27 protein-coding genes are annotated in these 24,500 nt (G+C 72.9%); 11 read left to right on the forward strand and 16 right to left on the reverse strand.

The window, feature by feature from the left end:
* Window positions 1-164: 164 nt before the first annotated feature.
* Window positions 165-374 (forward strand): acyl-CoA carboxylase subunit epsilon, encoded by a 210-nt coding sequence (locus tag J5Y04_RS38040; protein WP_209417114.1) that lies wholly within the window; start codon window positions 165-167, stop codon window positions 372-374.
* Between the two features lie 196 nt (window positions 375-570).
* Entirely contained in the window at window positions 571-1,194 is a 624-nt protein-coding gene (locus tag J5Y04_RS38045) for a ScbR family autoregulator-binding transcription factor (RefSeq protein WP_209417115.1), read from the forward strand.
* A 138-nt stretch (window positions 1,195-1,332) separates the two neighbouring features.
* Here the strand turns inward: J5Y04_RS38045 and J5Y04_RS38050 are convergent, their stop codons facing one another.
* Window positions 1,333-1,932, reverse strand: a complete 600-nt coding sequence (locus tag J5Y04_RS38050) for a ScbR family autoregulator-binding transcription factor (protein ID WP_209417116.1) — start codon at window positions 1,930-1,932, stop codon at window positions 1,333-1,335.
* Window positions 1,933-2,280: 348 nt separating this feature from the next.
* Between J5Y04_RS38050 and J5Y04_RS38055 the strand changes: the two genes are divergently transcribed.
* Complete coding sequence (locus J5Y04_RS38055; protein ID WP_209417117.1) at window positions 2,281-3,336, forward strand: ScbA/BarX family gamma-butyrolactone biosynthesis protein; 1,056 nt, start codon at window positions 2,281-2,283, stop codon at window positions 3,334-3,336.
* 47 nt (window positions 3,337-3,383) lie between these two features.
* Here J5Y04_RS38055 and J5Y04_RS38060 read toward each other — a convergent pair whose 3' ends face one another.
* The 7 genes from J5Y04_RS38060 to hemL form a co-directional block, all read right to left on the reverse strand.
* Entirely contained in the window at window positions 3,384-3,788 is a 405-nt protein-coding gene (locus J5Y04_RS38060) for a hypothetical protein (protein WP_209417118.1), read from the reverse strand.
* 125 nt (window positions 3,789-3,913) lie between these two features.
* On the reverse strand, window positions 3,914-5,047 hold the full coding sequence (gene ccsB / locus J5Y04_RS38065) for a c-type cytochrome biogenesis protein CcsB (RefSeq protein WP_209417119.1): 1,134 nt from the start codon (window positions 5,045-5,047) through the stop codon (window positions 3,914-3,916).
* A gap of 3 nt (window positions 5,048-5,050) precedes the next feature.
* Complete coding sequence (locus tag J5Y04_RS38070; RefSeq protein WP_209417120.1) at window positions 5,051-6,895, reverse strand: cytochrome c biogenesis protein ResB; 1,845 nt, start codon at window positions 6,893-6,895, stop codon at window positions 5,051-5,053.
* A gap of 3 nt (window positions 6,896-6,898) precedes the next feature.
* Window positions 6,899-7,672, reverse strand: coding sequence for a cytochrome c biogenesis protein CcdA (locus tag J5Y04_RS38075; RefSeq protein WP_307853518.1), 774 nt, complete (start codon window positions 7,670-7,672; stop codon window positions 6,899-6,901).
* The gene (locus J5Y04_RS38080) at window positions 7,669-8,286 is read right to left on the reverse strand and encodes a TlpA disulfide reductase family protein (RefSeq protein WP_209417121.1); all 618 of its coding nucleotides are present in this window, start codon (window positions 8,284-8,286) and stop codon (window positions 7,669-7,671) included. Before J5Y04_RS38080 ends, J5Y04_RS38075 begins: the two co-directional genes overlap by 4 nt.
* A 234-nt stretch (window positions 8,287-8,520) precedes the next feature.
* Window positions 8,521-9,168 (reverse strand): histidine phosphatase family protein, encoded by a 648-nt coding sequence (locus J5Y04_RS38085; protein ID WP_148644944.1) that lies wholly within the window; start codon window positions 9,166-9,168, stop codon window positions 8,521-8,523.
* Between the two features lie 62 nt (window positions 9,169-9,230).
* Complete coding sequence (gene hemL / locus J5Y04_RS38090; RefSeq protein WP_209417122.1) at window positions 9,231-10,559, reverse strand: glutamate-1-semialdehyde 2,1-aminomutase; 1,329 nt, start codon at window positions 10,557-10,559, stop codon at window positions 9,231-9,233.
* Window positions 10,560-10,862: 303 nt separating this feature from the next.
* On the opposite strand from hemL, the gene J5Y04_RS38095 reads away from it, so the two are divergent.
* The gene (locus tag J5Y04_RS38095) at window positions 10,863-11,492 is read left to right on the forward strand and encodes a hypothetical protein (RefSeq protein ID WP_374106205.1); all 630 of its coding nucleotides are present in this window, start codon (window positions 10,863-10,865) and stop codon (window positions 11,490-11,492) included.
* 320 nt (window positions 11,493-11,812) lie between these two features.
* On the opposite strand, the gene J5Y04_RS38100 is transcribed toward J5Y04_RS38095, so the two are convergent.
* From J5Y04_RS38100 to J5Y04_RS38125, 6 genes are all read right to left on the reverse strand, one after another.
* On the reverse strand, window positions 11,813-13,339 hold the full coding sequence (locus J5Y04_RS38100) for a DHA2 family efflux MFS transporter permease subunit (protein WP_209417123.1): 1,527 nt from the start codon (window positions 13,337-13,339) through the stop codon (window positions 11,813-11,815).
* 91 nt (window positions 13,340-13,430) lie between these two features.
* On the reverse strand, window positions 13,431-13,919 hold the full coding sequence (locus J5Y04_RS38105) for a MarR family winged helix-turn-helix transcriptional regulator (protein WP_209417124.1): 489 nt from the start codon (window positions 13,917-13,919) through the stop codon (window positions 13,431-13,433).
* A gap of 133 nt (window positions 13,920-14,052) precedes the next feature.
* Window positions 14,053-15,327: a hypothetical protein gene (locus J5Y04_RS38110; RefSeq protein ID WP_209417125.1), complete on the reverse strand. Its 1,275-nt coding sequence runs from the start codon at window positions 15,325-15,327 to the stop codon at window positions 14,053-14,055.
* Window positions 15,328-15,426: 99 nt separating this feature from the next.
* Window positions 15,427-16,800, reverse strand: coding sequence for an ATP-grasp domain-containing protein (locus J5Y04_RS38115; protein ID WP_209417126.1), 1,374 nt, complete (start codon window positions 16,798-16,800; stop codon window positions 15,427-15,429).
* A 153-nt stretch (window positions 16,801-16,953) separates the two neighbouring features.
* On the reverse strand, window positions 16,954-18,642 hold the full coding sequence (locus tag J5Y04_RS43380) for an RICIN domain-containing protein (RefSeq protein ID WP_307853519.1): 1,689 nt from the start codon (window positions 18,640-18,642) through the stop codon (window positions 16,954-16,956).
* 230 nt (window positions 18,643-18,872) lie between these two features.
* Window positions 18,873-19,112: a chaplin gene (locus J5Y04_RS38125; protein ID WP_209417127.1), complete on the reverse strand. Its 240-nt coding sequence runs from the start codon at window positions 19,110-19,112 to the stop codon at window positions 18,873-18,875.
* Window positions 19,113-19,342: 230 nt separating this feature from the next.
* Here J5Y04_RS38125 and J5Y04_RS38130 point away from each other — a divergent pair, with 230 nt between their 5' ends.
* From J5Y04_RS38130 to J5Y04_RS38145, 4 genes are all read left to right on the forward strand, one after another.
* Window positions 19,343-19,594 (forward strand): chaplin, encoded by a 252-nt coding sequence (locus J5Y04_RS38130; RefSeq protein WP_209417128.1) that lies wholly within the window; start codon window positions 19,343-19,345, stop codon window positions 19,592-19,594.
* Between the two features lie 315 nt (window positions 19,595-19,909).
* Window positions 19,910-20,152, forward strand: coding sequence for a chaplin (locus tag J5Y04_RS38135; protein ID WP_209417129.1), 243 nt, complete (start codon window positions 19,910-19,912; stop codon window positions 20,150-20,152).
* A gap of 110 nt (window positions 20,153-20,262) precedes the next feature.
* On the forward strand, window positions 20,263-20,535 hold the full coding sequence (locus tag J5Y04_RS38140) for a chaplin (protein WP_209417130.1): 273 nt from the start codon (window positions 20,263-20,265) through the stop codon (window positions 20,533-20,535).
* Between the two features lie 119 nt (window positions 20,536-20,654).
* Window positions 20,655-21,026: a hypothetical protein gene (locus J5Y04_RS38145; protein ID WP_209417131.1), complete on the forward strand. Its 372-nt coding sequence runs from the start codon at window positions 20,655-20,657 to the stop codon at window positions 21,024-21,026.
* 160 nt (window positions 21,027-21,186) lie between these two features.
* Here the strand turns inward: J5Y04_RS38145 and J5Y04_RS38150 are convergent, their stop codons facing one another.
* Window positions 21,187-21,843, reverse strand: a complete 657-nt coding sequence (locus tag J5Y04_RS38150; RefSeq protein ID WP_209417132.1) for a hypothetical protein — start codon at window positions 21,841-21,843, stop codon at window positions 21,187-21,189.
* Window positions 21,844-22,143: 300 nt separating this feature from the next.
* Between J5Y04_RS38150 and J5Y04_RS38155 the strand changes: the two genes are divergently transcribed.
* From J5Y04_RS38155 to J5Y04_RS38165, 3 genes are all read left to right on the forward strand, one after another.
* A complete protein-coding gene (locus J5Y04_RS38155; protein WP_209417133.1) occupies window positions 22,144-22,488 on the forward strand; it encodes a rodlet layer protein in 345 nt (114 codons plus the stop codon).
* An 81-nt stretch (window positions 22,489-22,569) separates the two neighbouring features.
* Window positions 22,570-22,914: a rodlet layer protein gene (locus tag J5Y04_RS38160; protein WP_209417134.1), complete on the forward strand. Its 345-nt coding sequence runs from the start codon at window positions 22,570-22,572 to the stop codon at window positions 22,912-22,914.
* 223 nt (window positions 22,915-23,137) lie between these two features.
* Complete coding sequence (locus tag J5Y04_RS38165; protein WP_209417135.1) at window positions 23,138-23,395, forward strand: hypothetical protein; 258 nt, start codon at window positions 23,138-23,140, stop codon at window positions 23,393-23,395.
* A gap of 73 nt (window positions 23,396-23,468) precedes the next feature.
* On the opposite strand, the gene hemB is transcribed toward J5Y04_RS38165, so the two are convergent.
* The gene (gene hemB, locus J5Y04_RS38170) at window positions 23,469-24,449 is read right to left on the reverse strand and encodes a porphobilinogen synthase (protein WP_209417136.1); all 981 of its coding nucleotides are present in this window, start codon (window positions 24,447-24,449) and stop codon (window positions 23,469-23,471) included.
* Window positions 24,450-24,500 lie beyond the last annotated feature (51 nt).

Here is a 24,500-nt window from a genome sequence, read left to right on the forward strand (position 1 = left end):
CGTCATCGACCCCGCCGAGACCCGCCAGGTCCTCGCCTCCTCGCTCGCCATGCTCCGCACCAAGCACGCCGACCTGCCCAGCCGCAAGCACGGCAACCCGCCGATGTAGCAGCGCCGTTCAGCTGACCATTCACCAGTAACGTGCCGGGGGAGAAAAACACACCATGACCGCTTCCGCCGAACCTCTCGTCCGCATCGTCCGTGGCTCGCTCTCCGACGAGGAGCTCGCCGCCCTGACCGCCGTGCTGATGGCCCGTGCAGCCGCCCAGCAGGCCGCTGCCGCCGCCGCGCCGGTCGAGCCGATCGCCAACTGGCAGCGCCTGGAGCGCCGCCCGGCGTACTTCTCGCCGGTCAGCTGGCAGCAGGCCGCCTGACGGTCCCGCAGCATCCGGTCGACGGCCGGTCACCCTCTCCGGGTGGCCGGCCGTCGGCGTTCCCGGCCCCGGCGGGGCCGGACCGGCCGCCGGCGGCTCGGTAGAATACCTACTGGACGGTATGCGGCCCGCCACCCCGGCGCCTCCCCATAGGATCGGCCGCTGCCGAGCACGAGAACTTTCCAGGGAGGCTGCGATGGCCAGGCAGGCCCGGGCGCTGGCGACCCGCCAGGCGGTACTCCTCGCTGCGGCCGAGGTGTTCGACGAGCGCGGCTACGCCGCCGCCACCATGTCGGACATCCTGGAGCGGGCCGGCGTCACCAAGGGCGCGCTGTACTTCCACTTCCGCTCCAAGGAGGAGCTGGCACTGGCCGTGATCGAGGGCCAGGGCGCCTGGCTCGCGACCTGGGAGCCCGCCTCCGACAGTCCGGTGCAGACCCTGATCGACCTCGGCTACGCCTTCGCGCACGCCCTGCTGGACGACCCGATGGTGCGCGGCAGCATCCGGCTGACCATCGAGCACGGCAGCTTCACCCAGCCGCAGGTCGGGGCGTACCAGGGCTGGTCGGACACCGCGCGCGGGCTGCTGGAGCAGGCCCGCGAGGCCGGCGACCTGCACCCGGGCCTGGACGTGGCGGCCGCGGCCGGGGTGATCACCGGCGCGGTGACCGGGATCCAGCTCAGCTCGCAGGTGCTCACCGGCCGGCGCGACCTGCTCCAGCGGATGGCCGACCTGTGGACGCTGCTGCTGCCCGGCCTCGTCCAGCCGCACGCGCTCGCCCGGCTCAGCGTCGCCGACCGGGCGCCCGGCGCCGTCTGAGCCTCGGGCACCGCACGGCGGTCGGGGCCTCGCCGACGCAGCCCCGGCGGCGTCCGCGCCTCAAGCCCGACGGCGGCTCAGGCACCTCAAGCCCGACGGCGGCTCAGGCACCTCAAGCCCGACGGCGGCTCAGGCGCCTCACGTCCGGTAGGCCGAGCAGCGGTCCGCCGGGACCAGCGCGGGCAGCGTGGCCGCCCAGAGGGTGCGCACCGCCTCCGGCCGGAGCCGGCCGGCGTCCTCGGGGGCGAGCAGCACCAGCCCGGCCGCCAGGGTGGTGAGCAGGTCGGCGGCGTGCCGGCGATCCACCCCGGGGCGCAGTTCGCCGGCGTCGGCGGCCCGGTCCAGCAGCCGGCGGAACACCGCGGTGAGGCTCTGCCAGGCGGTCGCGGCGCCGCCCCGGGCGCCCTGGCCGAGCTGGACCCCGGCCCGGACCACGACGTCCTCCCGGAGCAGCCGGGCCAGCTCGTGCGAGAAGTCGATCAGCCCCTGGACCGCCGGGCCGGCGGCGCGCCGGGCACGCAGCGCGGCCGAGCCGATCTCGCGTGCGGCGGCGGCGCGGACGCCGTCGGCCAGCGCCTGCTTGGAGACGAAGTGGAAGTAGAGCGCGCCCTTGCTGACCCCTGCGCGGCGGCTGATGTCGACCAGGCTGGCCGACTCGAACCCCGCCTCGGCGAACGTGTCCGCGGCCGCGAGCAGGACGGCCCGCCTGGTCCTCCCCGCGCGTTCCTGCTTGACCACTGGCCCCTCCGGCCTCGGCCTCGGCGAGATCCCGGCTCGCCCGGCTGCTGTCAGGGCGCCGTCGTGGGTGGTGCGACGCCTCGCCTGCGGACGGGCCCACCCGAAACCGCATGGTTGGTATCTAATCTAGCCCCTCGATGGCCCCCGCCGTCCAGGGGGGACCGACCCCCGCCCAAGGTCTGCCGTCTCCCCGCGGGACGTTCCCGCAGACCAGAGGCCGGGTAACGTGATCACGCCAAGCTACCGGCAGCGGTGACCCCACTCACGATACGCAAACCGGGTGGTCTGTATGTTTTGTGGAGGCCGCCCGCGCGGCCGGTCGACCGACACCCGGGAGTGGGGCCCGTCATGCCATTGATCGTAGAACCGGATGACCACGGTCCGTATCCCCACCCCGGTCCCGGCTACGACTTCCACGCGCGGACCGTCTCCCGGCACCTGGTCCACCGCTCCGCCGTCTCCGAGGTCCTCATCACCGGCTGGCAGGCGACCGGCCCGTACGACTTCCTGCTCGGCGCCCAGTGGCCCCGGGTGCACGGCTTCTACCGGCTGCCCGGCGACCGGCACCACGACCCCGTCCTGCTGGCCGAGACCGTCCGGCAGGCCGGGCTGCTGATCGGCCACGTCGGCTTCGGCGTGCCGCACGGCCACGAGTTCGCGCTGGACGAGCTCTGCTACTCGCTCGGCCCGGCCGGCCTGGACGCCCTCGCCGTGACCGCCGCGCCCGCCTCGCTGATGCTGGAGGTGGGCTGCCACGACGTCCGGATGCGGCACGGCCGGCTGTCCTCGCTGCGGGTGCACGCCGAGATCCGGCGGGACGGCCGGCTCGTCGGCCACGCCTCGGGCCAGCTGCGGGTGTTCTCCCCCGTCGCGTACGCCCGGCTGCGCGGGGCCGGGAACCGGCCCGCCGGGCCGTGGATCCCCGACGCCCCCACCGCGCCCGAACTGGTCGGCCGCGACCGGGCCGCCGACGTCGTCCTCGGGCCGTCGCCGGTACCGGGCAGCTGGCTGCTGCGCGCCGACGCCCGCCACCCCGTGCTCTTCGACCGCGACCCGGACCACGTGCCCGGGATGCTGGTGCTGGAGGCCGCCCGGCAGGCCGCGCACCGGCTTCGGCACCCCGAGCGGGTGGTGCCGGTCGAGCTGGTGTCCTCGTTCAGCCGCTTCATCGAGCTGGACCGGCCCTGCCTGGTGCGGGCCGTCCGCGAGCCCGGGACCGGCCTCGGCGGCGGGGCCGAGGGCCGGCGGGTGCCGGTGCGGGTACTGCTGGTCCAGGACGGCCGGACCGCCGCCGAGTGCCGCCTGCTCACCGAGCCGGCCGACGGCGGGGCGGCCCGCCGGGACGCCCTCGACGGCCGGCCGGCGGGCCCGGACCGCGATCCGGGCCTGCCGCTCGCCAGCTGACCCGCCGCCGGCCGGTCCACGGCCGGCCGGCGTGCGGCCCGTCGGGCTCAGGCCGCGACCAGCGCGGCCGGACGGCCGGCGTGCATCACGCTGAGGTTGGCGGCCAGCCGACTCGGGTCCTGGGCCAGCCAGAGCCGCAGCGCGGCGCCCAGCATGGCGCTGGCCGACCCGATCCGCACCTCGGTCACCTGGGCGATCCGGGCCGCGCCGGGGACCAGCAGGTCGGCCAGCGGCGTCGGCAGCCAGACCGTCAGCGCGCACGGCGCCGGGGCCCTGAGGGCGCCCAGCAGCCGGTGGGCGTCCGCCCGCGAGCTGAGCGTGGGGATGATGTCCAGCAGGCCGTCGGCCACGACCTCGGACACGTCGCTGCGGTGCCCCTGGGCGAGCCTGCGGAGCAGCAGCTGCTCCGCGGCGGTGATTCGGACGGTCAGCATGACCTCGTCGCACTCCATTGCGCGATCTCCTCCTCGAATTCCTCCCCGTACCGGCACGGGTGGCCGGCACGAACTACCCCTGTCACACCTCGGCCCGGCTTCCGTTCTGCGGAGCGCCGGGCCGGTGGTGCTTCCCCCTCCGGTCAGATCCCCGCGTAGGAGTGCTTTCCGGTGACGAAGATGTTCACGCCGTAGTAGTTGAACAGCCAGCAGGCGAACGCCGCCAGGGCCAGGTAGGCGGCCTTGCGGCCCTTCCAGCCGGCGGTGGCACGGGCGTGCAGGTAGCAGGCGTAGGCGACCCAGGTGATGAAGGACCAGGTCTCCTTCGGGTCCCACTCCCAGTACTTGCCCCAGGCGGCCTCGGCCCAGATCGCGCCCGCGATGATGGTGAAGGTCCAGAGCGGGAAGACCAGCGCGTTGATCCGGTACGACAGCTTGTCCAGCGTGGACGCGGCGGGCAGGCGCTGCCAGACGGACGCCGAGGTGCCGAACGGGCCGGTGGTCAGGCCCGCCTCCGTGCGCTTGTCGAAGGAGTCCTTGCCCAGGTACAGCAGCGTCGCGATGAACGCCGCGTAGAAGGCGCCGCCGCAGATGATCGCGGTGGAGACGTGGATCGCCAGCCAGTACGAGTGCAGCGCCGGGACGAGCTGCTCGGACTCGGTGTACAGCACCTGGGTGGCGATGCCGAGGGTGAGCACGACGGCCAGGGTGACCGGCAGGCCGAGCCAGCGGACGGGCCTCTTCGAGGCCAGCAGGCCGAGGTAGGCGACCGTCATGGCCAGCGCGAAGGCGCAGGAGAACTCGTACATGTTGCCCCACGGCCAGCGGGAGACCGAGAGGCCGCGGGTGAGTACCCCGCCCGCGTGCAGCATGGCGCCCAGGACGGTGAGCGAGACCGCGATCCGGCCCGCGAGGTCGGCCCGCTCGCTGGTGCCGGCCGCGCCCGGGCCGTCCACCTCGTCCGCGCCGCGCCCGCTGGTGACCACCGTCGCGCCCTCGCCCGCCAGGGCCGTGCGGGTGAGCGTGGTGGTGCCGCCGGCGGCCGAGGCGACCGTGACGGTGACCTTCTTCGCCGCCTTGGGCTGGGCCGCGGCCGCGACGGTCTCGGCCAGGCTGCCGGCCTGCTCGGTGGAGCGGACAGCGACAGCGCCCTTGCTGCCGAAGGTCCACTCGAACATGTGGGCGAGCATGGCGATCGTGTAGACGGCCATGGCCGAATAGATCAGCTTGTTGGAGAGGTCGGCCAGTTGGGGGTCGACCGCCGAGGCGAGGTGCACCGTCTACTCCTTGGAGTTCTGGTCGGCAGGGACTGCGGGGTCCGAGGGTGCTGAGGCCTCGTCGGACTCGTCGGCCTCGGGTACATCAACGGGGTTGCCGGCGGCGTCACCGGGCTCGGCGCCGTCATCCGGACCGGCGGCGTCACCCCGATCGGCGCGGGCGCCGGGATCGGCGGGGTCCTCGTCCGTCGCGGGGTCCTCGTCCGTCGCCGGGGCGTCGTCCTGGAGGTCCACCGCCAGCTCGGCCAGCTCCTCGGCGATCTTCGCCGACTCGCTGCGGGCCAGCCCGGCCAGCTCGACCAGGGTGCCGCCGCCGGGCAGCGCCACCGCGCGGACCCAGATCCGGCGCCGCTGCACGAACAGCGAGCCGACCAGGCCGAGGATCGCCAGCACGCCGCCGGCCAGGGCGATCTCGTTGCCCGGGCGGTGCGAGATGTTGAAGCTGGCCCACTGCTGGTAGCGCTCGAAGGTGACCGTGCCGTAGCCGTCCGGCAGCTCCCAGGTCTGGCCCGGCTTCAGCCGGGCCTTGGCCGGCTGCCCGTCCTGCTGGAGCTGGGTCAGGTTCTTCTGGTTCAGCTGGTACACGTTCTGCGGCAGGCCGGAGTCGGTGCCCAGGTCGCCCGCGAAGGCGTTGAGCACCAGCTCGGGGGCGGCGTCGCCCGGGAACAGCGAGATCGGGCCGGTGCCCTCGAAGCTGAGCGGAGCCGTCGGCAGGAAGAAGCCGGAGAAGCCCATCTGGGTCTTCTTGCCGTCCTTGTCGCCGTAGTCGGAGACCTTGACGACGCCGGTGGAGGTCAGGTTGCCGTCCTGCGGCAGGAACGGCGTCGCGCCGGTGTAGACGACCTCACCGGCCGCGTTCTTCACCGTGATCACCGGGGCGTAGCCGTGGCCGATCAGGTAGACCTTGCTGCCGCCGATCTCCAGCGGGTGGTTGACCTCGATCGTGCCCTTGGTCAGCTTGGAGGCGTCGCTGCCCGCGTAGTACTCGACGTTCGCGGTGAACTCGCGGGCGGCGCCGATCTGGTCGCCCTTGGTCTGGAAGCTCGACTTGAAGCTGTCCAGCTTCAGGTAGAAGGGGTCGAGGTCCTCGGTGCCGTAGAACCGCGAGCCGGTGAAGTCGTCCAGCTGCGTGATGGTGTTGGAGTAGCCCTCGCCGCCGACCATCAGCTTGCCGCCGGTGCCGCTGGCCAGGCTCGCCCAGGCGAACCCGCCGAGCAGCGCGAACAGCGACAGGTGGAAGACCAGGTTGCCGACCTCGCGCAGGTAGCCCTTCTCGGCGGCCACCGAGCCGCCCGCCAGGTTGGCGCGGAACCGGCGCCTGCGCAGCAGCGCGTGCGCGGCGGCGTTCACCGTCTCGGCGTCCGCGTCGGTGCGCCAGGCGGCGTAGACCGGCATCCGGGTCAGGTTGCGCGGCGCGGCCGGCGGCCGGGCCCGCAGCACGCCGACGAACTGCCAGGTGCGCGGGACGATGCAGCCGGCCAGCGAGACGAACAGCAGGATGTAGATCGCCGAGAACCAGACCGAGCTGTAGACGTCGAACAGCTGGAGCTTCTCGTAGACCGGCGCGACCGTGGTGTGCTGGGTCTTCCAGGTCTCGACCTTGAACTGGTTCTGGCCGTTCTGCGGGATCAGCGAGCCCGGGATCGCGGCCAGCGACAGCAGGAAGAGCAGGATCAGCGCGACCCGCATCGAGGTCAGCTGGCGCCACATCCAGCGCAGCCAGCCGAGCGCCCCTATGCCGGTGGGACCGTCCGACTCGACCGGCGCGGTGGTCAGCCGCTCGGCGGCCTCCTCGGCGGCGGCCTCCGTCGCCGGGGGCAGCTCGCTGTCGGTCGTGGTCTTGCTCACGGGTCAGATTCCGATCTGGAAGTCGGCGAACTGGTACTGCAGGTCATTCACCATCGAGTCCCAGACCCCGGTGACCAGCAGCAGACCGACCACGACGAGCATGCCGCCGCCGATCCGCATGACGAGCGGGTAGTGCCGCTTGACCCAGCCGAAGGCACCCAGTGCCCGGCGGAAGGCCACCGCGGCCACGATGAACGGTACGCCGAGGCCCATGCAGTAGAAGAACATCAGCAGGGCGCCGCGCTGGGCGTCGGCCTGGTTGAGCGCCAGGTTGGTGACGGCGCCCAGGGTCGGCCCCATGCACGGCGTCCAGCCCACGCCGAACACCACACCGAGCATCGGCGCGCCGAGCAGCCCGATCACCGGGCGGCGGTGCGAGCGCACCTCGCGCATGCTCAGGCCGGGCACGAATCCCATGAAGGCCAGCCCCATGACGATCGTCACCACCCCGAGCACCTTGCTGATGACCGCCTGGTGTTCCTTCAGGGTGTCGCCGAACTGGCCGAAGAGCGCCCCGCCGGAGACGAAGACCGCGGTGAAGCCCAGGATGAACAGCGCCGCCCCCGCCAGCATCCGGCCGCGCCGGGCCCCGCGCGCGTCGGCGAGGTCGGCGGCCGAGAAGCCGGTCACGTAGGAGAGGTAGCCGGGGACGAGCGGCAGCACGCAGGGCGAGAAGAACGACACCAGGCCCGCCAGCAGCGCGATCGGCGCCGCCACCAGCAGCGCGCCGCTCTGGATGGTCCCGATGTTGTCCGCCAGCTGCAGTGCCGCGCTCACTGCTTCTGCTCCGCCAGCACCGGCTGGAGGATGGACTCCAGGGCGTCGTCGGTCTGGCCGCCGACGGCGCGGGCCGCGAGCTTGCCGTCACGGTCGACCACCAGGGTGGTCGGGAGGGTCTGCAGGTTGAGGCTGCCCTTGGGGAACTTCAGCAGTTGGGTCCCGGCCGGGTCGTACAGGCTCGGGTAGGTGACGCCCTTCTCCTGCTCGAAGCGGACGGCGTTCTTGATCTCCGGGTCCCTGGTGTTGATGCCGAGGAACTGGACGCCCTGGTCCTTGTACTTCTCCCAGGTCCGCTGGAGGTCGTCCGCCTCGGCCCGGCACGGCCCGCACCAGGAGCCCCAGACGTTGAGGACGACGACCTTGCCCCGGTAGTCGGAGAGCTTGACCGGCGTCCCCTCCAGGGTGCCGCCGGAGATGTCGGGCGCGTCCTGGCGGTGTCCGGCGGCGGCCGTGGAGAGGTTGGTGCCCTTGGCCGTGACGAAACCGATCTGGCCGTCACCACTGCCCGACGAGCCGGACGAGGAGCAGCCGCTGAGGGCGAGCGCGGCAGCGGCGGCCGTGGCTGCGGTCGCTGCGGCGAGACGGGGACGGGGGCGCGTCGTGCCAGACATGTGAAAAGTTTCGCATGCTCCCCCGACCGGATTCGGGGGGGTCCGACATTCCGTGTCGGACCCCCTCTGACCTGCGGCTGGACCAGACCTCCCGGGTTCTCCGGTGGTGACGAAGCCCATATTTAGACAGGCCTTACATCAGGTTCGGCCCGGTCCTGCGCCCGGCGCCGCCCCGCCCCGGCAGAGGCCATCACCCCTGCCCGGGAGAGGGCGCCGGCGCCGCGGGGCACCGCGTCAGGCGCCGAAGCTCTTGCCCACCGGCTTGCTCTTGCCGCCCTTGCCGACCAGGTGCGCCGGCAGCAGGTCGCGGGCCGGCTCGCGGTAGCCGACCGAGACGATCTTGTCGCCCTCGTACGTGAAGCTGGTCAGCGAGGCCAGCGAGCACTGCCGGTTGCGCGGGTCGTGCCAGAGCCGGCGGCGCTCCACGAAGGAACGGACGATCCAGATCGGCAGCTGGTGGCTGACGCAGACGGCCTCGTGCCCGCGCGCGGCGTCCCGGGCGGCGGCCAGCGCGCCCATCATCCGCACCGCCTGCTCGATGTACGGCTCGCCCCAGGAGGGCTTGAAGGGGTTGGTCAGGTACTTCCAGTAGCCCGGGTTCTTCAGTGAGCCGTCGCCGACCCCGAAGGTCTTGCCCTGGAAGATGTTGTCCGCCTCGATCAGCCGCTCGTCCACCGCGAGGTCCAGGCCGTGCGACTTGGCGATCGGCTCGGCGGTCTCCTGCGCCCGTTCCAGCGGGGACGCCACCACGTGCGTGATGTCCCGCCCGGCCAGGTCCTCGGCCACCCGGTCGGCCATCTGCCGGCCCAGCTCGGAGAGCCGGTAGCCGGGCAGCCGGCCGTACAGGATGCCCTCCGGGTTGTGCACCTCACCGTGCCGCATCAGGTGGACGACGGTGATGTCCTTGGCGCTCACTTCTCAATACTCCTGGGGCTCGGGGAAGACTAGGCCGTGGCCTCGGCGGCCGCGCGGGCGGCGGCCGGCAGGGCGGCGGCGATCCGCTCGACCGCCCGCTCGTCGTGGGACGCCGAGACGAACCAGGACTCGAAGGCGGACGGCGGCAGGTAGACGCCCTGGGCGAGCATGGCATGGAAGAAGGCGTTGAAGCGGAACGCCTCCTGGGTCTTCGCCTCGTCGTAGTTGGTGACGGCGGCCTCGGTGAAGAACACCGAGAACATGTTCCCGGCGGTCTGCAGCCGGTGCGCCACGCCCTCCTTGGCCAGTGCGTCCGACACCAGGGCGGAGACCTCGGCGGACACCCGGTCCACCGTCGCGTACACCTCGTCGGTGCAGCCGCGCAGCTGGGCCAGGCCGGCCGCGGTGGCGATCGGGTTACCGGAGAGGGTGCCCGCCTGGTAGACCGGGCCGGCCGGGGCCAGGTGGCCCATCACGTCGGCACGGCCGCCGAAGGCCGCCGCCGGGAACCCGCCGCCCATGACCTTGCCGAAGGTGAGCAGGTCCGGCGCCCAGCCCTCGCCGGCCGCCTCCAGGCCGTACCAGCCGGCCTTGGAGACGCGGAAGCCGGTCATCACCTCGTCGGAGATGAACAGTGCGCCGTTCTCCCGGCAGAGCCGGGCCAGGCCGCCGTTGAAGCCGGGCAGCGGCGGGACGACGCCCATGTTGCCGGGGGAGGCCTCGGTGATCACACAGGCGATCTCGCCCGGGTGGGCCTTGAAGGCCTGCTCGACGGCGGCCAGGTCGTTGTACGGCAGCACGATGGTGTCGCCGGCCTGGGCGCCGGTGACGCCCGGGGTGTCCGGCAGGCCGAAGGTCGCGACGCCGGAACCGGCGGCGGCCAGCAGCGCGTCCACATGACCGTGGTAGCAGCCGGCGAACTTCACGATCTTCGCCCGGCCGGTGAAGCCGCGGGCCAGCCGGATCGCGGACATGGTGGCCTCGGTGCCCGAGGAGACCAGGCGGACCTGCTCGACCGGGGCGACCCGGGCGACGATCTCCTCGGCGAGCTCGACCTCGCCCTGACCGGGCGTACCGAAGGAGGTGCCGCGGGAGACGGCCTGCTGGACGGCGTCGATCACCGCGGGGTGCGCGTGGCCGAGGATCATGGGGCCCCACGAGCACACCAGGTCGACGTACTCGCGGCCGTCGGCGTCGGTGAGGTAGGGGCCGGTTCCGGACACCATGAAGCGCGGGGTGCCGCCCACCGCGCGGAAGGCGCGCACCGGGGAGTTGACGCCGCCGGGCGTGACGACCGAGGCGCGGTCGAAGAGCGACTGGGACTGGGGTGCTTCGTAGGGGTAGCTCACGGGAGACATGGTCTCAAATCGTGTCCTTCACCTCTGCATGTCGGACCTCATCATCTGGAACGATGATCCGGGTGACGAAGTCTGTACGGTTATCCGTACAACGGGGCCCCTGGCTGCTCCCGCTGGACGGACCAGTCAGACTATGTACTCAGGCTTTCCATGCGGGGTGTGCAGACTCCCCGCATGTGCAGGGGTGTGAAGAGGACTGCCGTGTGCCCGGACTGGGTACGGCGGCGCATGACGGGTAAGGAGCACGTCCGGTGGGACGCCGGACGTGCGGGGGTCTGTCGATTCCGGCGAATTCCGGTGAGGATGGTCCGAGTGTCCGAGGCGCAGGACGGCTACGACGAGGCCGCGGGTGGCCCCCGCCGGCCTGCCGAGGCCGCACGCGGGGGTACGGGAGCGGGTACGGGTCGTGGCGGTCGCGGCGGTGAGAGGCGGGGTGAGGGACGCGTGGGGGTGACCTACAAGTACTTCGGCGCACCCGACCGGGCCACCGCCGCCAGAGTCCCGACCGCGCTCGGACCCGGCGGCCTCGGCCTGGACGCGGGCGAGCTCGGCTCGCTCGGGCGGCTCGGCGACCTGATGGAGACCAGTGGCTCCCCCAACGGGCACCTCTCCACCAAGATCAAGCCGGAGACGATGAGCGCCATGGTGCTCACCGGGATCCAGGGCGTGCCGCTGCACCAGGTCCCGCCGCTGGAGCTGGTCGTCCTGCACCCCGACTACGCCGTCGTGCAGCTCCCGCACAACGTCGTCGAACCGCTGCGCAAGGCCGACGAGACCGAGCTCGGCGCCGCCGCCTTCATCTGGTCGACCGTGCCCGACCGGCGGGGCCCGCGCGACGCCTTCGTGATCTACAGCATGCTGCACGAGTGGCAGGACTTCGCGAACCGCCTGCACGACGCCGGGCACCAGCTGTACTGCCTGGTCTGGCCGTGACCGGGGGAACGGACTGACGATCCGCCGACGACGGCCGACGACCGACGCCTGAAGGCGGCCGACGTGCGGACGGCCTGCGCCGGCCCGCCGCGAGCACTCTCGTCGCAGCGTCAACGGCAGGCGGCCCCAAGGGAGATGGGCCACGGGCCGGCACCCGGTCCGGCCGGGGATTGCCACCAGCCGGCGAGGCACCGCAGCCGTACGGCGACGGGCCGCCGGGGTGACCGGGCGGCCCGTCGCCGTACGGCTGCACGCCGTGGGGCTCGTTTCGTCAGCAGGACCGGCGCGTCAGAAGACCGGTACGTCAGCGGACCGGCACGTCAGAGGACCGGCGCCGCGGGCCGGTCGGCGGCCGGACGGGCCGGCTTCAGGACGACCGCGGTGAGCAGCAGGGCCACCGCGAGCAGGCCGGCCGAGACCGCGAAGGCGAGCCGGAAGCCGCCGGTGAGGGCGTCCGCGGCGGAGTGGCCGGCCGCGGTCAGGGTGGTGGCGCGGGACGTGGCCAGGGTGGTGAGGACGGCCACGCCGAGGGCGGCGCCGATCTGCTGGGTGGTGTTGAACAGCCCGGAGGCGGTGCCCGCGTCGTCCGCGCTCGCGCCGGACATGCCCAGGGCGGTGAGGCCGGAGAGCACCAGCCCGCCGCCGCCGATCAGCAGCATGGTCGGCAGCAGGTGGACGGCGTAGTCGGCGTCGGCCGGCAGCCGGGTGAGCAGCCCGAGCGCGGCGACCAGCAGCGCCAGCCCGGCCAGCAGGACGTTGCGCTCGCCGAAGCGGGCGTTCAGCCGGGCGGAGAGCAGCAGCGAGACGGCGCCGATGGCGACGGCCGCCGGGAGCATCGCCAGGCCGGTCGCGGCGGCGCCGTAGCCCAGGACGTTCTGCAGGTAGAGGGCGACGAGGATCTGGAAGCCGAACATCCCGGAGATGGTCAGGACCTGCACGGCGTTGGCGCCCGAGACGTTGCGCGAGCGGAACATCCGCAGCGGCAGCAGCGGGTGGGCGGCACGGGCCTGGCGCCTCAGGAAGGCGGCCAGCAGGACGGCGGAGAGCGCGCCGAGGCCGAGGGTCCGGGCGGAGGTCCAGCCGGACTCGCCGGTGCCGACGACGGTGTAGATGCCGAGCATCAGGGCCGCGGTGATCAAGACGGCGCCCAGGGAGTCGGCGCCGGCCCGCAGACCGGGTCCGCGGTCGGAGCCGAGCACCCGGACGGCGAGCAGGGCGGCGGTGAGACCGAGCGGCAGGTTGATCAGGAAGATCCAGTGCCAGTTGAGGACCTCGGTGAGGACGCCGCCGAGGACCTGGCCGACCGAGGCGCCGGTGGCGCCGACGAAGCTGAAGGCGCCGATCGCGCGACCGCGCTCGCCCGGCTCGGGGAAGAGCGTGACGATCATGCCGAGGCTGACCGCGGAGGCCATCGCGCCGCCGACGCCCTGGAGGAACCGGGCGGCGACCAGCATGCCCTGGCCGGTGGCGACCGCGCAGAGCAGCGAGGCGGCGGTGAAGAGCGCGAGTCCGGCGACGAAGACCTTCTTGCGCCCGATCAGGTCGCCGAGCCGGCCCGCCAGCAGGAGCAGCCCGGCGAAGGCGATCAGGTAGGCGTTGACCGTCCAGGTCAGGCCGGCGGGCGTGAAGCCGAGGTCGGCCTGGATGGCCGGCAGGGCCACGGTGACGATGGAGCCGTCCAGGACGATCATCAGCATCCCCGCGCAGAGCACCGCGAGGGCGAGCACGCGGGAGCGGGTGGACGCGGCCTCCCGGCCGGCGCCGTGCGGCGCGGCCTGGCGCGGTGCGGCACTGCGCGGTGCGGCATTGCGGGGCATGCGCGGGGCGGTCGGGGCGTGCGTGGTCATGGCGGGTCTCCCGGTTCGTCGAGTACCGGGTAAGACACTAACAGATGGTTTTGTTCGGGACTATCTTTCTCGGGAAGGTCCCGTTCAGTTCTCAGCTCCGGGAGCGGCGGGCCCGCCGGACCGTCCGATCGCTCTCCACCGGCTCCGCCAGGTGCCCGTCCACCAGCCGCGACAGCGCCGAGACGAAGGCCGTCCGCTCGGCGTCCGGCAGCGACTCCAGCACCTCGCGGTGGACCCGGTCCGCGATCGCGGTGCCCTGCTCGACCGCCTGCTCGCCCGCCGCGGTCACCGAGATGATCCGCGCCCGGCGGTCGGTGGCGGAGGCCCGGCGCTCCGCGAGGCCCGCCTTCTCCAGCTCGTCGACGGTGACGACCATGGTGGTCTTGTCCAGGTCGGCCAGCTCCGCCAGCTGGATCTGGGTGCGCTCGGCCTCCATCGCGTGGAAGAGCACGCAGTACGCGCGCGGAGTGATCCCGACCTCGGTGAAGGCGGCCGCCATCCGGGTCGCCAGCACGTGGCTGGCGTGGTCCAGCAGGCCGGAGAGGTCACGGATCTGGCGCACGGGCGGGATCGTCGTCATACGTCCGAGCGTAGCAAGGCCGTCTCCCGGCAGATGATCCCGTGACCAACCAAATCCGGGCCGCACGGAGCCGGGCAGAGCCACCCCCGGCCGCACCGAGCCGCCCCGGCCGACGGCCGCCGGAACGCCCGGCCTACGGGATGCCCAGCTCGAACAGCGCGTACCCCGCGTACCAGCCGGCCGCCACCGACGGCACCGCGAGGAGGCCGACCAGGGAGGGCAGCCGCACCCGGCGCAGCGCGATCGCAAGCCCGATGAAGAGCGGGAACGCGGGCAGCAGGTAGCGCGAGATGTTGCTGAAGATCTGGTTGCTGCTGAGCGCGGTGAAGAGGGTCAGCAGCGTGTACACCACGAGCACCAGCGGCGGCCTGGTGCGCAGCAGCAGCACCAGCAGCCCGGGCAGGGCGATCAGCAGGGCCACCGCGATGAGGTCCGGCACCGGGTTGGACTGCCAGAACGTCCAGTGCCCGGTGATCACGTCCAGGAAGGTGCGGGAGGTGGAGGCGCCCCAGTCGAAGTAGCGGTTCCAGGCTCCGCGCTGGAGCTTGAAGTAGCCGCCCCAGTCCCCCATCCGGTAGCCGACCCAGGCGACGTACCAGAGCAGGCCCCAGGGGGTGATCAGCATCGCGGCCAGGGGGCGCGCAATGCCGTCCGTGCGCCGGACGAGTGCCACCAGCGCCGCGACCGAGACGGCCGCGATCAGCGCGGCCGCCGTGGGCCGGTTGAGTCCGGCCGCGAAGGCGAGCAGACCGGCGGCCACCCAGCGGCGCGTCATCACGCAGTAGCAGGCCCAGGCGGAGATCGCGACGAACAGCGAGTCCGAGTAGACCGCCCACTCCACCCCGGAACCGGGGAACAGGCCCCAGATCACCGCCGCGATCACGCCCGCCCTGACCCCGCCCATCCGCTCGGCGATCGCGAAGATCCCGGCCGCCGCCACGAACGAGGCGACCACCGAGACGACGATCCCCGAGCCGTACGGGCCGAGGCCGGTGACCGCGCCGACCAGCCGCATCAGCCACGGGTAGAGCGGGAAGAAGGCGGCCGAGTTCTCCTGGATCGTCGACAGCGGGCCCAGCCCGTGCAGCGGGACCAGCTTCGGGTCGTAGCCGTTCTCCGCGATCCGCTGGTACCAGATGCCGTCCCAGGTGCCGAGCACGTCCCAGGGCTGGGCGCCGCCGCCGCGGCCCACGCTCTTCTTGAGGAAGTCCTCGGTGTGCGAGAGGAGCAGCATGAAGACGGTCAGGCCGGTCGCCTTCACCACGGCGTACGCGCCGAGGGCGGGCGCGTAGCGGTCCACCGCGGCGGCGAACCGGGCCCGGGCCCCGGCGCCGTCGGGCCGCTCGCCCGCGCCGGACGGTTCCGCGCTCGCCGGCTCCGTACTCGACGTGCTCGCTGCCGTGCTCATCGGTCCCGGACCCTCCTCAGCCCCTGCTCGTGCTCGGCGCGGCGTCCGGAACGGGCCGCCGCCGGGCGAGCCTACGGCACGGTGGTTGGAGCGCCCGCGTCAACCTTCCGTGCCGGACACCCCGAAGGAGTAGAGCCGGTGCAGGGCGTCGACCAGCTCGCGGCCACCGGCGGTGAGGGTGCGGCCGTCCGGGGCGGTGAGCGGGCTGCGGGTGACCAGCCGGGCCAGCACGGCGCCGGGGCGCACCAGCGTGCCGGCCGGGGGCAGGTTGACCAGCACGGTCTCCCCGGGGCCGCACTCCAGCAGCCCCACGGCGTCGCCCCGGCGGACCAGCGCGCCCTCGCGCAGCACGTACGCCCCGGCCTCCGGGACCCGGACGGCGCGGGCCGGCGCACCGGTGTGGCGGACGGTCAGCTGCACGCCGTCCGCCCGTTCCGGGTCCGGCTTGCCGAGGGTGGGGACGCCGTGCCGCTCCAGCACGTGCCGCAGCGGCGTGGGCAGCCGCCCGTCACCGCGCTCCAGCTCCGTCTCGCCCAGCAGCCAGCTGGATCCCTGCATCCGGCAGTTGATCTCCAGAGCGAGCGCGTGGTCGTCGCGGAGCACGAAGTCCGCCCCGAAGACGCCCCGGTAGCCGAGGCCGGCCAGGGCCCAGCCGATCCGCTCGGTCGCGTCCAGGCAGCGGCGCACCGCGACCGGGGACAGCCGCGCGGGCGCCCCGAAGTCGCAGCCGGCGTACTGGCCGAACCCGGCGCCCGCCGCCTCGACCCCGATCAGCTGGAGCGACGGGCGCAGCACCTGCGGCGGCCCGTCCACCCCGACGAAGCCGTGCACGTTGATCGCGGTGTCACCGACGAACTCGCTGACCAGCCAGCGCTCCCGCTCGGGCAGTGCGGCCGCCTCCTCGGCGGAGCGGACCAGGTGCGTGCCGTTGCCCGCGGAGCCGCGCGGGGACTGGGCGACGAAGACCGCGCCGAAACGGTCGCGGAGCGCGCGGTGGTCGGGGCGGCCGGAGACCACGGTGCTGGCCGGGGCCGGCACGCCGAGGTGGTCGAACCACTCGCGCATCGCGGTCTTGTCGACCAGCACGTCGTGGTCGGGGACGGGTGGCGGCACCAGCAGCCGGGCGCCGGTGGCCTCCACGGCGGCGGTCCAGTGCCCGCGCTGGCCGCCGTACCCGGCCAGCCTCAGTTCGCGGCCCCGCCAGCGGGCCCCGACCAGCCCGGCGAGGCGGGCGGTCACCCCGTCCAGCCCCGGCCCGCCCGGCCCGCCGTCCCGGCTGAGGGTGTGTTCCTCCAGCGAGTGCAGCTCCACCCCGAAGCGCTCGGCCCAACCGGCGTCGGCGGCCTCGCTGGAGAGCAGCGCGGTCAGCGCGCCGGCGCGGAGCAGGGGCAGCAGGTACAGCGGACGGGAGACGATCCCGAGGTGCGCGGCGGGGCGGAGCAGCCGCGCGGCGTCGTCCAGTGTGGCGATCACGCGATGGATTATGCACCTCGCCGGGCTCCGCCCGATCCCCCAACGCGTCCGCATCACACGTGATCTGACGATGCCTTAGAATCCCCCGCCGGTGCGCGCCACCGCCCCGCCGCCGCCCGGGTGGGGGTGGCGGCGGGGTGGCCGGGGAGCGCCTCAGCCGTGGAGGCGGACGATGCCGAGCTTGGCGGGCCGCCAGAGCTGGCTGGCGGCGCCGGTGTCGGCAGCCAGCTCGACGAGCTGGTTGCCCCTGGCGTCGAGGTCGCCGCTCGCCGTGGCGACCTTGGACTGGTCCTGGGAGTCGGCCAGCTTGTAGAGGCCGTCACCGGCCGGCTTGAAGACCCAGTGCTGGTTGCCGCCGCCGTTGCAGCCCCACTGCTGGAGCCGGGTGCCGGGGGCGGTGGAGCCGGCGTTGGCGTCCAGGCACATGCCCCGGTTGCCGCTGAAGTCGAGCTCGTAGCCGCCGCCCTGCCCGGCCTCCAGGACGAAGGACTGGTTGAGCCCGCCGGTGGCGTTGTAGGTGATGGCGGCGCGGCCGTTGGTGGAGTCGCCGTAGGTGCCGCCGCCGGTGAGGTCGAGCGCCTTGCCGTTGGCGGAGTTGGTGAGCTGGTACCAGGCGCCGTCCTCGGGCACGTCGGCGAACGGCCTGCCGGGGGTGAGCGGCCGGATGGACGTGGTGTTCTGCTGGTCGAGGGTGCAGTAGGCCTGTTGCTGGTCGGGCTTGGCGTAGAACTGGCCCAGGCAGACGCCCTCGCCGCGGTAGCCGGCCACCCGCAGGTGGTAGGACTGGCGGACCATGTTCATACAGAGGCCGGGGATGCCGATCTGCGAGTCGCAGCCGTTGCGCACCCACTCGGAGAGGTTGATGACGTCCCCGTTGGTGTACTCGTACGGGGAACTGGTCCACTCGGCGCAGACCTCGTGACCGAAGGCGACCCGCCGCTGGTCCAGGTACCGGACGCCGGGCACCTGTTCGGCCGCGCCGCGCGCGGTGTCACTGAAGAGCGGCACCACCCAGTTGTGGCCCCAGGCGAGGTCCTCGGGGAAGGCCGGGCAGCCGTCGGCGATCTTGCCGAGGTAGTCGTTGCGGCGGATGTCCGGGGTGATCGGGTTGAAGTACGACTGGTAGACCAGCTGGTACGCGTCGTCCGCATAGCCGGCCCCCCGCATGGTCCGGCGGATGTTCTGCAGCGCGGCGACCACCTTGGGCTGGACCCGCTTGGCCCGCTGGACGATCTCGTCGCTGCCGATGGTGTCGCGGCAGCCCTGGTCCTTGGGGACGGGGAAGTACTGCGCGAGGCAGTGCATCATGATCCCGCTGAAGTCGAAGTCGTCGTTGGCGCCGATCGTGACGACGACCATCTTCACGTCGTACTTGCCCGCCACCTCGGCGAGCTGGACGTCCTGCTTGCGCTCGCCGAAGTCGCCGCTGCCGGCGCCGGTGATCTTCGCCAGCTCGGGATCGCTGACCAGGTCGCCGGTCTGGGCCCCGGAGCAGGCCAGGTCGACCGGGGTGACGTCGGGGATCCCGGTGACGAAGATCTCCGACTTGGGGTGGCGGTGACAGTAGTTGGTGGGGCTGTCGGTCTCGGGGAAGTAGCCGTCGCCGGTGTCCGTACCAGCTCCCTCCCCGGAGATGGCGCTGTCGCCGAGGGCGACGACGGCAGCCGGGCGGGTGGCGCCGGCGGTGGCCGCGGCGGCCGATCCGGCGTCGGCGAGGGCGGCGGGGGCACCGGCCAGGCCGAGGGTGACGACGAGGGCGCCCGTCGCGAGCAGCGCACCGCAGGGGGAGCGGCGCGCGACCGACCCGAACGGCCGCGCACCCGACAATCTTGACCTGATCACTCGCGACTCCTTGCGGAAGGGGGGCCGCCCGGCCGGGGACGCCGGACGGTTCGGAGCAAAGAAAGGTGAGCAGGTCTCATATTCTAAGTACTGACAAGTAATGCAACAAGGCTCGTGACAGCACCGGGAATTGACGCGGAAACAGCCGTCCGGAAAGCGGAGAGCCGCCGCCCCGCACCCCAGGAGGGAAGCGCGGGACGGCGGCTCGCGCCGGCCGAACCGGGCGCAGATCAGCCGGCGTTGACGCAGTGGTTGCCGAACGCCGGGTTCAGCAGACCGATCACGTTGATGGTGTTGCCGCAGAGGTTGACCGGGACGTGCACCGGCACCTGCAGCTGGTTGCCGGAGATGACGCCGGGGGAACCCGCGGCGACACCCTCGGCGCCCGAGCTGGCCATCGCGGTGCCGGCACCGGCCGCCACGATGCCTACCACGGCGGCACCGACGGCGGCCGTCTTCTTGATGCTCATAGGAGCCTCCTGACTAATCGACAGAGATGCACGGGGAGTGCGACATCTAGAACGACACCCGCCCGACCCGGTTGCGACGACGCACCCTTTGTCACCCGAGTGGCCCAACGGACCCGGCGCCAGGCATTCGGGTGATCACCCCTCCCGACCGTTTCCCCGCGGGCGCTCCCTCGTTCTCCCTGGCGGAACACGCTCCACCCAGGCCTTCTAGAACGAATCGAGTACCGCACATGCGCAAGCTCGCCCACGGCGTCCTCGGCACCGCGGCCACCGCCGCCCTGCTGGCCGCCGGCGCAGGCGCCGCCGCCGCCCACCACGCCCACGGCGCGTCCGCCGAGGGCGTCGCGGCCGGTTCGCCCGGCGTGGCCTCGGGCAACCAGATCCAGATCCCGGTGCACGTGCCGGTGAACCTGTGCGGCAACTCCGTCGACGTGGTCGGCCTGCTCAACCCGGCGTTCGGCAACCACTGCGCCAACGCCTGACCCAGCCCCGAACGGCTGTCCGGCCCAGCGGCCGGGCTGCCCACCGACTCCGGGAGATCCGCCGCCGGTCCCACCCCGTCCGGAATTGCTCCTGGTCGCGCGCCTGCGCGAATTGTCCCCCGGCCGTGCGGGAACAATTCTCGGCGCGCGGTTGTGCGGCCGCCGTCCATCGCCCAAGCCACGGGCGACACGCGCCACCTGGGCCGCCAGAGTGACAATCACGGCATTCCCAGAAGCCAGCGGGCGATGATTCACCTTCGCCCGGCTCCCGACTAATTCCTTTTACGGTCGGGCAGAAAACGGAGGAAGAACCCCATGCGTAACCTCAAGAAGGCCGCCGCCCTGTCCCTCGCCACCGCCGGCCTGGTTGTCGGTGCGGCCGGCGGCGCGTTCGCCAGCTCCGGCGCCGAGGGCGTCGCCGCCGGCTCCCCCGGCGTGCTCTCCGGCAACCAGATCCAGATCCCGGTGCACATCCCGGTCAACGTCTGCGGCAACTCCATCGGCGTCGTCAGCATCCTGAACCCGGCGTTCGGCAACCACTGCGCCAACATCGGCTGAACCGGCGGTCGCCGCACCGGCGACAGCTGCTTCACCGAGTCCGTGCCGCACCCCGCCCCGCGCGGGGTGCGGCCCGCTCAACCCGTGTGTGATCGAGGAGATCAACCCCCATGCAGAACGTGAAGAAGGCCGCCGTCCTCTCTGCCGCCGCCGCCGGCCTGGTGCTGGGCGCGGCCGGTGCCGCCTCCGCCAGCTCCGGTGCGGAGGGCGTCGCCGCCGGCTCCCCCGGCGTGCTCTCCGGCAACCAGCTGCAGGTCCCGGTGCACATCCCGGTGAACCTGTGCGGCAACTCCATCGACGTGATCGGCGCCCTGAACCCGGCGTTCGGCAACAGCTGCGCCAACGTGGAGGCGCACCCGCACCACGACGCGGACGACTGCTGATCACCGATCGGTACGCGTTCCGGCCGAACTGCCCCCCGACCAGCCGGCCGGGGGGCGGTTCGGCATACCCGGGCGCGGTCCAGCCGCCCGGGGACCCGATCCCCCGAAGGGTGACTCGCATGGTTTCGAAGAAGAGCGGGGCCGGCCTCGCCGCCGCCCTGGGCGCCGCGGTGCTGCTCGGCGCCGGTGCCGGCGCAGCGCACGCCGCACCGGCCGCGGGCGGCGCCGGTCTGGCCAAGACCGACCTCGCCCAGGCGCTCGGCGGTACGACCACCGGCCTCGGCTACGGCATCGCGCCGGTCAAGGACCTCCGCCTGGACCCGTGGGCCAACTCCTCGGCCGACGTGCTCAACAACGGCGCCACCGTCCAGCCGGAGAACTCCGGCCTGGCGCCGGTCTCCACCAGCACGCTGACCGGGCCGCTGAGCGCCGGCGGCGGGCCGCGGGACCTGCCGGTGCTCGGACAGGTGCTCGGCGCCCTGCCCGGCTGATCCCGGAGGACGGACGCACCGGAGTCGGACGCACCGACGTCGGACGCGCCCGGAACCGGCGCGCCGGGGCGGCCGCGAACCGCGGCGGACACGCGGGAGCCCGGCACCCCGTCCGGATGGACCTGGACGGGGTGCCGGGCTCCCGCGCGGGCGGAGCCGCTCAGAGCTGGGTGAGACCGGCCAGTCCGGTCTGCTGCGCCACGCCGGTGGCGGTCGCGGTGGTGGTCGCGGCCAGGTTGTCCACCGAGTCGGTGACGGAGATGCGCTCGTCCTCGTTGCCGAGGGTGGCCTTGGCGCCGGGGACGGCCTGGACCGCGCCGGTGATCAGCCGCGGGTCGACCTCGCCCACCTTGAGCGCGCCGTCGGCGAGCTGTCCGGTGCCGTCCTGGGCGAGCGCGAGCGGCTTGCCCAGGCCCACCCCGGGGGTGTCGGCGTGCAGCGGCGCGGCCGGGGCCTCCAGCAGCAGCTCGCCGAGGTCGGCGCCCCGGTCGACGAGCGGCAGCGGCAGCTCGGCCTTGGCGGTCGGGCCGACCCTGCCGGTGCCGAGCGCCGGCACGAGCCGGTCCGGGAGCAGCGCCTCGCCGGTGGTGTGGCCGGGCACCGGCGGCATCACCAGGGAGGTCGGGATGCCGCCGGAGATCCGGCTGTCCAGCGGGGCGAGCGGCACGTCCAACGGGACCTGCTGGGTGGCCAGCCTGTCCTCCAGGGCCCCGACCTGGTCGGGGCTGACCGCGGCGGCGGAGGCCGCTCCCTGGGAGGCGAGCACGCCGGCGCCGACCGCCAGCAACATCGCGCCGGCCCGCTTGGAGAACTTCATGCTTTTCACCGTTCTGCCTGTCCGTACTGGAGACCTGGGGGGACGGCTGCGCGGGCGCAGCCGGAAAGCAATCTGTCTCAACGAGACACCCGGAGCCCGGATTGCGGCGGTTAACCGATTCGGCCTAATAATCCGACCGGAAAGCCCCGTCCGCCGCGCCTACCGGACTCTTTTCAAAAATCCCCGTAACCTTCCGTGCCGTCATTCTTTGATCTGAATGTCAGTGACCGCAGACCGGGTCTGAGCGTTGTACGCGTTGTACGCACGGAAACCAAGAGCTTTTCAGAGAGGGATCTCCCCATGATCCAGAAGTCCTTCGCCGCCGCCGGCCTGGCCGTCGCCGCACTGGCCGCCGCTGCGACGCCGGCCTCGGCCATCGCGGACTCGGACGGCTCCGCCGCGTCCCTCCAGGGCAACGGCGGCACCAACTTCACCGGCACCGTCGGCGACAACAGCCCGAACTTCCACTTCCTGGACAACGCGAACGTCTGCCTCCCCGAGATCCACAACATCGCGGTCGGCGTGCTCGGCGTGGCCGTCCCGGTCGAGGTCCCGATCGCCAACAGCGGCGGCAAGCAGTACTGCACCCAGGGCCAGGGCACCCAGAGCAAGGGCGACTCCGGCGTCTCGCACCTGATCGGCTGACCTGCTCCCCCAGCTGCACCACCCCCCTGAACCACCCTTCGAATCGCTCCCCGATTCACCCCCCGAGAGGAAGAACCAGAAATGATCAAGAAGACCCTCGCCGCCGCCGGCCTGGCTGCCGCTGCCATCGCGATGTCCGCCGGCTCGGCCTCCGCCATCGCCGACTCGGACGGCTCGGCCGTCTCCGCCCAGGGCAACGGCGGCACCAACCAGACCGGCACCCACGGCAACGGCTCGCCGAACTTCCACACCCTGGACAACCCGAACATCTGCCTGCCCGAGGTGCACAACATCGCGGTCGCCGTCATCGGTGTCGCGGTTCCGGTCGAGGTTCCGGTCCTCAACAGCACCCCGAAGCAGATCTGCAACGTCGGCCAGAACACCCAGTCCTCGGGCGACGCGGGTGTCTCGCACCTGATCGGCTGATCCAGGGGCAATGGCGCGGACGGAGGGCCCGGGGACGTCTCCCCGGGCCCTCCGGGCTTCTGTGCGATCAACTGTCCGGCCGGACCGTCCCGTTCGGGCGAGGTCCGACCGGGTGACAGGCCGTCGGCGCGGCGCGTGGGGCGCCGGGACGGACGGCAGCGTGTGTTCACGTGATCAGTGGCAGGGCGCTCCGACCGAGCGCTCCGAACGAGAGGGCAGATCCATGAAGAGCAAGCTGGGCAAGGCCGCACTGACCGCCTTCGGCGCGCTGGCGCTCACGGGTGTCGCCACCCCGGCGTTCGCGCACGTCGGCCTGGCCGGCGGCGGCGAGTTCGTCGCCTCGGCCCACCCGGTGTTCGCCGCCGGCGAGTGGTGGGGCCTCGCCCACACCTCGCACATCCACTCCGGTGCCCACGGCTGGGGCGCCGCCACCTCCACCGACGCGGTCGGCGGCGAGGAGGGCTTCGCCCACGTCGGCTGACGTCCGGGCGTACCGCGAAGGCCGGGACCCTCCTCCACGGGAGGGGCCCGGCCTTCGCGCCGCGTACGGGGGGCTACTTGAGCATCGAAGCGGCTTCGAGCGCCCAGTAGGTGAGGATCTGCTCGGCACCGGCCCGGCGGATCGAGGTCAGCGTCTCCATGATCATGCGCTCCCGGTCGATCCAGCCGTTCGCCGCCGCGGCCTCGACCATCGCGTACTCGCCGGACACCTGGTAGGCCGCGACCGGCACCGGAGAGGCGTCGGCCACCTGCCGCAGGATGTCCAGGTAGGCCATGGCCGGCTTGACCATCACCAGGTCCGCCCCCTCGGCGAGGTCCTGCTCCAGCTCGCGCAGCGCCTCGCGGGCGTTGGCCGGGTCCTGCTGGTAGCTCTTGCGGTCGCCCTTCAGCGAGGAGCCGACCGCCTCCCGGAACGGGCCGTAGAACGCCGAGGCGTACTTGGCGGTGTAAGCGAGGATGCCCACGTCCTGGTGCCCGGCCTCGTCCAGGGCCCGGCGGACCACGGCGATCTGGCCGTCCATCATTCCGGACGGGCCGACCAGGTGGACGCCGGCGTCCGCCTGCACCCGGGCCATCTCGGCGTAGCGCTCCAGGGTCGCGTCGTTGTCCACGCTGCCGTCGGCGGCCAGGACGCCGCAGTGGCCGTGGTCGGTGTACTCGTCCAGGCAGAGGTCGGACATGACGACCAGCGCGTCGCCGACCTCGGAGACCACGTCCCGGATCGCCTGCTGGAGGATGCCGTCCGGGTTGGTGCCCTCGCTGCCGAGCGCGTCCTGCACCTCCGGGACGCCGAACAGCATGACCCCGCCCAGGCCGGCCTCGGCGGCCTCGACCGCCGCCTTGCGCAGGGTGTCACGGGTGTGCTGGACCACGCCCGGCATCGACGTCACCGGGACCGGCGCGCTGACGCCCTCGCGGACGAACAGCGGCAGGATCAGCTCCGCCGGGTGCAGCCGGGTCTCCGCGACCAGCCGGCGCATCGCCGGGGTCGAACGGAGCCGGCGGGGGCGAACGTACGGGAATTCAGCGGACACGGCTTCTCTCTCCGAACGGTTGTGCAGCGCCGGGGGCGGCGGGCTTGCCGC

It is taken from the genome of Kitasatospora sp. RG8, from assembly GCF_017813315.1.
Lineage (GTDB): Bacteria > Actinomycetota > Actinomycetes > Streptomycetales > Streptomycetaceae > Kitasatospora.

Bases quoted from the DNA above. Each gene is read 5' to 3' on its own strand.
- J5Y04_RS38040 (WP_209417114.1), top strand. From the start codon at position 165: ATGACCGCTTCCGCCGAACCTCTCGTCCGCATCGTCCGTGGCTCGCTC.
- J5Y04_RS38055 (WP_209417117.1), top strand. From the start codon at position 2,281: ATGCCATTGATCGTAGAACCGGATGACCACGGTCCGTATCCCCACCCC.
- J5Y04_RS38105 (WP_209417124.1), bottom strand. From the start codon at position 13,919: ATGACGACGATCCCGCCCGTGCGCCAGATCCGTGACCTCTCCGGCCTG.
- J5Y04_RS38130 (WP_209417128.1), top strand. From the start codon at position 19,343: ATGCGCAAGCTCGCCCACGGCGTCCTCGGCACCGCGGCCACCGCCGCC.
- J5Y04_RS38155 (WP_209417133.1), top strand. From the start codon at position 22,144: ATGATCCAGAAGTCCTTCGCCGCCGCCGGCCTGGCCGTCGCCGCACTG.
- J5Y04_RS38145 (WP_209417131.1), top strand. From the start codon at position 20,655: ATGGTTTCGAAGAAGAGCGGGGCCGGCCTCGCCGCCGCCCTGGGCGCC.
- J5Y04_RS38060 (WP_209417118.1), bottom strand. From the start codon at position 3,788: ATGGAGTGCGACGAGGTCATGCTGACCGTCCGAATCACCGCCGCGGAG.
- J5Y04_RS38085 (WP_148644944.1), bottom strand. From the start codon at position 9,168: ATGCGGCACGGTGAGGTGCACAACCCGGAGGGCATCCTGTACGGCCGG.
- hemL (WP_209417122.1), bottom strand. From the start codon at position 10,559: ATGTCTCCCGTGAGCTACCCCTACGAAGCACCCCAGTCCCAGTCGCTC.
- J5Y04_RS38080 (WP_209417121.1), bottom strand. From the start codon at position 8,286: ATGTCTGGCACGACGCGCCCCCGTCCCCGTCTCGCCGCAGCGACCGCA.
- J5Y04_RS38125 (WP_209417127.1), bottom strand. From the start codon at position 19,112: ATGAGCATCAAGAAGACGGCCGCCGTCGGTGCCGCCGTGGTAGGCATC.
- J5Y04_RS38150 (WP_209417132.1), bottom strand. From the start codon at position 21,843: ATGAAGTTCTCCAAGCGGGCCGGCGCGATGTTGCTGGCGGTCGGCGCC.
- J5Y04_RS38100 (WP_209417123.1), bottom strand. From the start codon at position 13,339: ATGACCACGCACGCCCCGACCGCCCCGCGCATGCCCCGCAATGCCGCA.
- J5Y04_RS38135 (WP_209417129.1), top strand. From the start codon at position 19,910: ATGCGTAACCTCAAGAAGGCCGCCGCCCTGTCCCTCGCCACCGCCGGC.
- J5Y04_RS38160 (WP_209417134.1), top strand. From the start codon at position 22,570: ATGATCAAGAAGACCCTCGCCGCCGCCGGCCTGGCTGCCGCTGCCATC.
- J5Y04_RS38140 (WP_209417130.1), top strand. From the start codon at position 20,263: ATGCAGAACGTGAAGAAGGCCGCCGTCCTCTCTGCCGCCGCCGCCGGC.
- J5Y04_RS38045 (WP_209417115.1), top strand. From the start codon at position 571: ATGGCCAGGCAGGCCCGGGCGCTGGCGACCCGCCAGGCGGTACTCCTC.
- J5Y04_RS38165 (WP_209417135.1), top strand. From the start codon at position 23,138: ATGAAGAGCAAGCTGGGCAAGGCCGCACTGACCGCCTTCGGCGCGCTG.
- J5Y04_RS38095 (WP_374106205.1), top strand. From the start codon at position 10,863: ATGGTCCGAGTGTCCGAGGCGCAGGACGGCTACGACGAGGCCGCGGGT.
- J5Y04_RS38110 (WP_209417125.1), bottom strand. From the start codon at position 15,327: ATGAGCACGGCAGCGAGCACGTCGAGTACGGAGCCGGCGAGCGCGGAA.